The 7880-nt window shown below is 65.4% G+C and carries 8 protein-coding genes; 5 read left to right on the forward strand and 3 right to left on the reverse strand.

What is annotated here, in order from left to right:
- Together leuA and ybiB are read right to left on the reverse strand one after the other, a co-directional pair.
- Nucleotides 1–1559, reverse strand: a 1559-nt coding sequence (gene leuA / locus ACTHL0_RS04205; RefSeq protein ID WP_440565336.1) for a 2-isopropylmalate synthase, incomplete at its 3' end; no start/stop codon positions are given.
- Between the two features lie 502 nt (nt 1560–2061).
- Nucleotides 2062–3036: a DNA-binding protein YbiB gene (ybiB, locus tag ACTHL0_RS04210; protein ID WP_440565337.1), complete on the reverse strand. Its 975-nt coding sequence runs from the start codon at nt 3034–3036 to the stop codon at nt 2062–2064.
- A 340-nt stretch (nt 3037–3376) separates the two neighbouring features.
- Between ybiB and ACTHL0_RS04215 the strand changes: the two genes are divergently transcribed.
- Together ACTHL0_RS04215 and maiA are read left to right on the forward strand one after the other, a co-directional pair.
- A complete protein-coding gene (locus ACTHL0_RS04215) occupies nt 3377–4093 on the forward strand; it encodes a fumarylacetoacetate hydrolase family protein (protein ID WP_440565338.1) in 717 nt (238 codons plus the stop codon).
- 37 nt (nt 4094–4130) lie between these two features.
- Entirely contained in the window at nt 4131–4775 is a 645-nt protein-coding gene (maiA, locus tag ACTHL0_RS04220) for a maleylacetoacetate isomerase (RefSeq protein ID WP_440565339.1), read from the forward strand.
- A 78-nt stretch (nt 4776–4853) separates the two neighbouring features.
- Here the strand turns inward: maiA and ftsY are convergent, their stop codons facing one another.
- Nucleotides 4854–6101: a signal recognition particle-docking protein FtsY gene (ftsY, locus tag ACTHL0_RS04225; RefSeq protein ID WP_440565340.1), complete on the reverse strand. Its 1248-nt coding sequence runs from the start codon at nt 6099–6101 to the stop codon at nt 4854–4856.
- 252 nt (nt 6102–6353) lie between these two features.
- Here ftsY and rsmD point away from each other — a divergent pair, with 252 nt between their 5' ends.
- The 3 genes from rsmD to ACTHL0_RS04240 form a co-directional block, all read left to right on the forward strand.
- Nucleotides 6354–6974: a 16S rRNA (guanine(966)-N(2))-methyltransferase RsmD gene (rsmD, locus tag ACTHL0_RS04230; protein WP_440565341.1), complete on the forward strand. Its 621-nt coding sequence runs from the start codon at nt 6354–6356 to the stop codon at nt 6972–6974.
- Nucleotides 6975–7084: 110 nt separating this feature from the next.
- A complete protein-coding gene (coaD, locus tag ACTHL0_RS04235; protein WP_440565342.1) occupies nt 7085–7591 on the forward strand; it encodes a pantetheine-phosphate adenylyltransferase in 507 nt (168 codons plus the stop codon).
- Nucleotides 7592–7805: 214 nt separating this feature from the next.
- Nucleotides 7806–7880, forward strand: a 75-nt coding sequence (locus ACTHL0_RS04240; protein WP_440565343.1) for a 4Fe-4S binding protein, incomplete at its 3' end; no start/stop codon positions are given.

Genomic DNA, 7880 nt, shown 5'->3' on the forward strand with positions numbered 1-7880 from the left:
TGAGCGTTCGCGCCTGCTTGCTCCTGCCCGTCCACGCGGCACGCGACGAAGGCCGCCGTGCGCCCGTCGCTCGTACGAACCGTTTCGTAATCACCTATTTGAACGTGCGCCCCCGCGGCCTTCGACATGGCATCGGCGATGGCCCGCACCCAGGCTTCTTCGCTCTCGTAGGCGGCGGCCGCGTCGATGCGGATCGCCTCTCGCCGGCGCCAGCGCACGATCGCATCGACCCGTTCAGCCGGCCCGCGAACATCGAAGTACTCGCGCGAGAACAGTGCGCACACGGCGTCGCCCGTGACTTCCGCGCCCGAATCATCGGCGATGCGCTGCACCGCGTGACTGAATTCGATCTGCACGCGCCGCGGCGGCGCAAACCCCAGCCCCCGCTCGAGCAGAAAGGTCGCGCCGCCTTTGCCGGATTGGCTGTTGACGCGAATCACGGCCTCGTAGCCGCGCCCGACATCAACGGGATCGATCGGCAAATACGGGACTTCCCAGACGCCGTCGCTCGATTGCTGCGCGAGGCCCTTGCGGATCGCGTCCTGATGTGACCCTGAGAACGCCGTGAAGACGAGTTCGCCCGCGTACGGATGGCGCGGGTGCACCGCGATTGCATTGCAGCGCTCGACGACGCGCCGCACCGCATCGATGTCGGAGAAATCGAGTTGCGGATCGATCCCTTGCGTATAGAGGTTCAACGCCAGCGTGACGAGATCGACGTTGCCGGTGCGCTCGCCGTTGCCGAACAGACATCCCTCGATGCGATCGGCCCCCGCCAGGAGCGCGAGCTCGGCCGCCGCGACGGCGGTGCCGCGGTCGTTGTGGGGATGAACGGAGAGCACGATGCTGTCGCGGAACGCGAGATTGCGGTCCATCCACTCGATCTGATCGGCAAAGACGTTCGGCGTCGCCGCTTCGACCGTCGCCGGCAAGTTGACTATGATTTTGCGTGCGGGCGTCGGGCGCCAGACGCCGCTCACTGCATCGCACACTTCGCGTGCAAACGCGAGTTCGGTCATGCTGAAGGTTTCGGGGGAGTACTCGTAGGTCCACTGCGTTTGCGGCCGCCGCTCCGTCTCTTCCTTGATCTTGCGCGCGCCTTCGACGGCCAGCGCCTTGACGTCTTCCTTCGATGCATTGAAGACGATGCGGCGGAACGACGGGGCAATCGCGTTGTACTGATGGACGATTGCGCGCGCTACGCCTTCGAGTGCTTCGAACGTGCGCTCGATCAAATCGGCGCGAGACTGGACGAGCACTTCGATCGTCACATCGTCGGGAATGCGCCCCTCGTCGATGAGCTTGCGCACGAAGTCGAAATCGGTCTGCGAGGCAGAAGGAAAGCCGACTTCGATCTCCTTGAAGCCGATGGCAACGAGCATCTCGAAGAATTCGAGCTTTTGCGTGATGCTCATCGGCTCGATCAGCGCTTGATTGCCGTCGCGCAGATCGGTGCTCATCCAAATGGGCGCGCGCTCGATGGTGCGGTTGGGCCATCTGCGGCCGGCCAATTGGACGGGCGGGAAGGGGCGGTACTTGGCGGCGGGGTTGCGAAGCATTGACGGACCTCGGTTCGTCGGGTCGTCTGCGAAACGCGGCTGATCGAGCGGCTAGCCGGTCATGCCGAGACGCGATGCGGCCACGTCGGCGGTTTCGCGATTCTTCCGAGCGGTACTCGGCCGAATGCTGACGACTACGGGTTGTAAAAGGAACTGCGGCTTTGGGGTGAAACGGAAACTTCGGGATACTGCGGGAGGACCGCGCGGACGATTCGTCGACGCTGCGCGGCGCTACGCCTGGCTTACGCTAGACGTAGCGATAGGGGCCGCGCTAGGCGGCCGGAGGTAATTCGGAGGGGGTTCAGGTTCGAACACATAGTTGCGCACTCTATGACACGGCGTGCCAAGCTGTCAACTGGGAAGGCATGCGGGCCGATATGCTCCGGTGGCCGCGCAGCGTTTGCCCGGCGTGGGGCGAAACGCGGGCGCCGGAACCGCGACCGTTGCTGAACCGGTGTTGCCGTTCCACCGCATCCGTGACGGCCGCAGGCTGGCCTGCGCGCTACGCTTGAATCGGCGTCGGGCGGGGTTCGGACCGCACAATCCGTACGATTTCCGTCACTTGCCGCGCGAGCGTCGGGGGAATGCTGGCTTCGCCGCGCAAGACCGCTTCGATCCAGCGAGCCGTCGTTTGCGCATCGCGGGCGGCCGGCAGCTCGGGACCGGCGTCATCGAGAGAGGATCGTTCCGGTGACACAAGTGTCTCGGCGATGCCGTCGTGCAGCCAGTCGATCTGCACTTGCCTGCGCGTATCGGCCACGGCTTCGCCTTCGGTCCCGCGCGCGAGCAGCGCGCCGCCGGCCGCAGCCTGCGGATGACCGAGGAACAGTTCGGCCAGATTGTCGCGATATGACGGGTGGGTGTAGTTGACGAGGCGCAGGCCGGCCGGCGCGAACGGCTGCAGGATCTTGATGAGCGTATGCGTTGAATTGCGCACACCCATCACGCGCCGCAACGCGAGCAGGCGCGCGAGCTTCGGTGCGAGCACCTCGACGGGCGCGAATGCGACGCGGCGTTCGGCCAGCGCTCGCTCGATCTCGTCGTGCGAGCCGGATGCAGCGATACCGAGGCAGGCGAAAATTTCCGCGCTCGTCACGCGGCCCGGGTCTTCGGTTACGCCGTGGACGAGCGTGGGTACGCCTTCGCGAGCAAGCAGCAGCGCCAGCAGCGGCACGAGATTCGGTTGCTTGCGCGCCCCGTTGTAGCTTGGGATCGACACGGCCCCGCCGACGCGCAGTGGCGCGACCGCTGCCTGTGCCGCTGCCAGCATCGCGGCCAGTTCGTCGGCCGTCTCACCTTTCAGGCGATAGGCCAGCAAGACGGCCCCGAGTTCGACATCCGATACGCGCCCATCGAGCATCGCCGCGTAGAGCGCGTAGGTGTCCTCGGGCGAGAGTGCGCGAGCGCCGTGCGGGCCGCGCCCGATTTCCTTGATGAAGCGGGCGCACGGGAAGGATTCGGCAATAGGTTGAGTCATGAGGCACGGGGCCGGGTGCGATCGCTCGGCCGAGAAAAAAGAGAAACTCAACGAGTACCCCATTCACGGCGATCTGGCAAGGTGCCCGGGGGCGATTTATGCGGTGGTGTTTGTCGCGGAGGCTTCGCCCGGCGCTTTCTGACGGGCGGGGCGGCGGATCTTTGATCGACCGAATCGCAGATTGGCAGATTGGCAGATTGGCAGATTGGCAGGGCGGCAGATTTGCAGGGCGGCAGATTTGCAGGGCGGCGGCCCCGTCGAGGTCGCGCTAAACTCGTCGCTTTCGCCCACACCGTGCGAATCGGTCAGCGGGGCGCTCAATGAAGACGAGGAGAACGTGATGGACTATGTCATTGCCCCCGTGCCGGTCGTCGCTGTGCCGATCGCCAACAGCGTCGATGCCGCCAGCACGCGCGAACGCTTCCCCGTGCGCCGCGTCTATTGCGTCGGTCGCAATTATGCCGCGCACGCGCGCGAGATGGGCCACGACCCGGACCGCGAGCCGCCGTTCTTTTTCTCCAAGCCGGCCGATGCGATCGTCTACGTCGCGCCGGGCGCGACCGGCGAATTTCCCTATCCGTCGCGCACCAGCGATGTGCACCATGAAATGGAGCTCGTCGTCGCAATCGGCCGCGCAGGGCGCGACATCGCCGTTGATCAGGCACTGGAGCACGTCTACGGCTACGCGCTCGGTCTCGACATGACGCGCCGCGATCTACAGGCGGAAGCGAAGAAGATGGGCCGTCCGTGGGATGTCGCCAAAGGGTTCGATCACTCGGCCCCGCTCGGTCCGATTCATCCCGTATCGAGGGTCGGGCATATCGAACGCGGTGCGATTTGGCTGGCGGTGAACGGCGCTGAGCGCCAGCGCTCCGATATTTCGCAGCTCACCTGGTCGACGGCGGAAACGATCGCGCATTTGTCGACGCTGTTTGCGCTCCAGCCCGGCGACCTGATTTTCACGGGGACACCCGAGGGCGTCGCGGCCGTCGCGCGCGGCGATCTCATGACCGGAGGCGTTGACGGGCTGGGCACCTTGAGCGTGCGGGTGGTGTGAGACGAGCGGGGAACGTCAACGAGACAAAGGACAATCGATGAAACTCTATAGCTATTTCCGCAGTTCGGCGTCCTATCGCGTACGCATCGCGCTGAACTTGAAGGGGTTGTCGTATGACTATGCGGCCGTGCATCTGCTGCGCGGCGGCGGCGAGCAGTTGACGCCCGAGTATCGCCGTGTCGCGCCGGACGGCATTGTCCCCGCGCTCGTCGATGGCGATCTGGTGCTGCGGCAGTCGCTCGCGATCATCGAATACCTCGAGGAGACGCACCCCCATCCGCCGCTATTGCCGGGCACGCCGGGCGAGCGCGCCTACGTTCGCGCGATCGCGCTGCAAATCGCCTGTGAAATCCATCCGCTGGACAACCTGCGTGTGCTGAAGTACCTGAAGCATGAGCTGGGCGTGACGGACGAAGCGAAAGACGCCTGGTACAGGCATTGGGTGGAGAACGGGTTTCACGTGCTCGAGTCGATGCTCGCCGGTGATCCGCGTACGGGCAAATTCGTCTACGGCGATACGCCGACGATGGCCGATCTGGCGCTCATCCCACAGGTATTCAATGCATTGCGTTTTCAAGTCGATATGCAGCCTTATCCGACGATCCAACGGATCTACGACGAGGCGATGCGGCACGATGCGTTCGTCCGGGCGGCGCCCGAGCAGCAGCCTGACGCGCAATAGCCGGCCGGAAAAGCGAAAAACGCGCGTGTCGCGATTGAAGCGAGACGCGCGTTGTCCGCGGTGGGGCGGTAAAGCCGGTTAGCCGAGCAGGGCGTCCGTGAATTCCTCGGCGTTAAACGGCTGCAGGTCTTCCACTTTTTCGCCGACCCCGATGAAATAGACGGGGACGGGGCGTTGCCGCGCGATTGCCGCCAGGATGCCGCCCTTGGCCGTGCCGTCGAGCTTCGTGACGATGAGGCCCGTCAGCGAAAGCGCATCGTCGAATGCCTTCACTTGCGCGAGCGCGTTTTGGCCCGTGTTCGCATCGATGACGAGCAGCACTTCATGCGGCGCGCCGTCATAGGCTTTGCCGATGACGCGCTTGACCTTGCGCAGTTCTTCCATCAAATGCAGCTGCGTGGGCAGACGGCCCGCCGTATCGGCCATGACGATGTCGATCTTGCGCGCACGTGCCGCGCTGACGGCATCGAAGATGACGGCGGCCGGATCGCCGCTTTCCTGCGCAATGACCGTGACGTTGTTGCGCTCGCCCCAGATCGCAAGCTGCTCGCGCGCGGCGGCGCGGAAGGTATCGCCGGCCGCCAGCAGGACCGATTGGTCGAATCGCTGCAGATGCTTGGCGAGCTTGCCGATGCTCGTCGTCTTGCCGGCGCCGTTGACGCCCGCGATCATCACGACCAGCGGCTGCGCGCGACCGAGCATGAGCGATTTCTGAAGCGGCTGCAGGAGTTCGATGAGCAGTGCGCGCAGCGCGGCTTTCACCTGCAGCGGATCGGTGAGCCGCTGCGTCCGGACCTTCTCGCGCAACGCACGGAGCAGGAAATCCGTGGCTTCGACGCCCGCATCCGACATCAAGAGCGCTGTTTCCAGTTCCTCGTACAGATCGTCGTCGATCTTCGTCCGCACGAAGATGCCCGTGAGGCCGGCGCTCGTTTTCGACAAGCCCGAACGCAGCCGCGCCAGCCACGACTGCTTTTGCGCGGGCTCGGCGGCCGGCGGCGGGACGATTTCCTCGGTATCGTACTCGTCGCCGGCCGCATCGGGCGTGGCGGCGAGCACCGGCGCTGGCGCGTTCGGCTGCCATACAGGAGAAGCGGGTTGCGGCGCAGGCGACGGTGCCGGCGAGCTGGCAGGCGCCGAGGGGCTGCCAGCGGCAGCCGCGCTCGTGCGAGCCGGCGCGGCAGGCGTCGCGGCGGGCGCAACCCCCGGCGCGCTTGCTTGCTCGTCCGTGTCGAGCGCTGCGGGCGATGCCGAAGGCTCGGCGGTCGCGTCCTCGGCGGTGTCGGGCGTCTTCCCGCCCTTGAATCGTTTGAAGAAGCTGAACATGGTGTGCCGTGATGGGTGCCGAGAGCGAAAAGCTCGCGGCGGCAATAGGTGGCGCGTGGCCGCGCATGCGCCGCGGTGGACCGGCAATGCGGCATGCGCTAGGGAATCAAGCGCGTCATTTTAACAGGCGCGGCGCGCGCGGCGTGGCTCGCTCGCTTTTCGCGGATGGCCAGGCGGCTGTGGTAACGTTGGCGCTCGCGCCCGCGCGGGTTTGCCGCCGGGTTCCATCGCCTTTTACCGCATTTCGCCCGCATGCCCCGTCATTCGCCCGCTTCCCGCGCCCCCGGCGCGGCGCCCGCCCGCGGTAAGCCGCATACCGTCCGCATCATCGGTGGAGATTGGAAACGGACTCCGCTGCAAGTGCTCGATCTCGATGGCTTGCGGCCCACCCCCGATCGCGTGCGCGAAACCCTGTTCAATTGGCTGGGCCAGCGGCTCGACGGCTGGCGCTGCCTGGACTTGTTCGCCGGCACCGGCGCGCTCGGCTTCGAGGCGGCCTCGCGCGGGGCAGGGCGCGTGCTGATGGTCGAGCGCAACGCGAAAGCCGCGCGCCAGTTGCGCGACATCCAGGCGCGCTTGTCGGCGCAAGCGGTGGAGGTGGTCGAGGCCGACGGCTTGAGGCTCTCGGCCGGCCTGCCGCCCGGCTCGTTCGACGTCGTATTTCTCGATCCGCCGTTCGGCGAGCCATCGGTGCTCGCGCGCGCGCTCGAATCGGCCGCGCCCCTCGTGTCCCACCACGGCTATTTGTATGTGGAATCGGCGGCGGCGCTCGAACTCGCCCAGGTGGCCGCGCTGGCCGGCTGGCGCATTGAGCGACAAGGCAAGGCGGGCGCCGTACACTATCATTTGCTGCAGCGCGAAAATGATGAATAATGCGCGTTTCGTAAGGAAAAGACGCCGGCCACGGTAAGCCGCGTCAAGGCCGGCGGCGTCCTCAAAGCGCGCGTGCCCGCGTCCCAATGGATGATGACAGGAGATGGTCGATGGTAGTCGCCGTGTACCCGGGTACGTTCGATCCGCTTACGCGCGGTCATGAAGACCTCGTTCGGCGCGCGTCGAGCATTTTCGATACGCTTGTCGTCGGCGTGGCCGACAGCCGCAACAAGAAGCCTTTTTTCACCTTGCAAGAGCGGCTCGATATCGCGCAGGAAGTGCTGGGCCACTATCCGAACGTGCAGGTGATGAGCTTCAAGGGCTTGCTCAAGGATTTCGTGAGAGCGAACAACGCGCGCGTGATCGTGCGCGGGTTGCGTGCGGTGTCCGATTTCGAATATGAGTTCCAGATGGCCGGCATGAACCGCTATCTGTTGCCGGACGTCGAAACGATGTTCATGACGCCGTCCGACCAGTACCAATTCATCTCCGGTACCATCGTGCGCGAACTCGCACAGCTCGGCGGCGACGTCAGCACATTCGTATTCCCTTCGGTCGAAAAATGGCTGACGGACAAAGTCGCCGAGATGACGAAAGAGGCGCAGGCGCGGCCCTGAGCGTCCAAATGTCGTCGCCCCCGGGCACCGGCGAATCGGAACCCGGGCTAAAATAGGGGCCCTGCGGCAATACGGCTCGCCACTGCCGCGTGCAAGGCCACAGTGGTGTGCGCTCGGCGCGCAAGCCAGCAATCCTTGCCCGGGTTCGCCGCCGGGCGGCAGCCCACCCGGCACGCCGCCAACGTCCGTTCATCCCGCTTTCTCCGTTGACAGCATGGCTTTACTGATTACCGACGAGTGCATCAATTGCGACGTGTGCGAGCCCGAGTGCCCGAACGACGCGATTTCG

The sequence above is a fragment of the Trinickia sp. genome (assembly GCF_051961175.1).
Lineage (GTDB): Bacteria > Pseudomonadota > Gammaproteobacteria > Burkholderiales > Burkholderiaceae > Trinickia.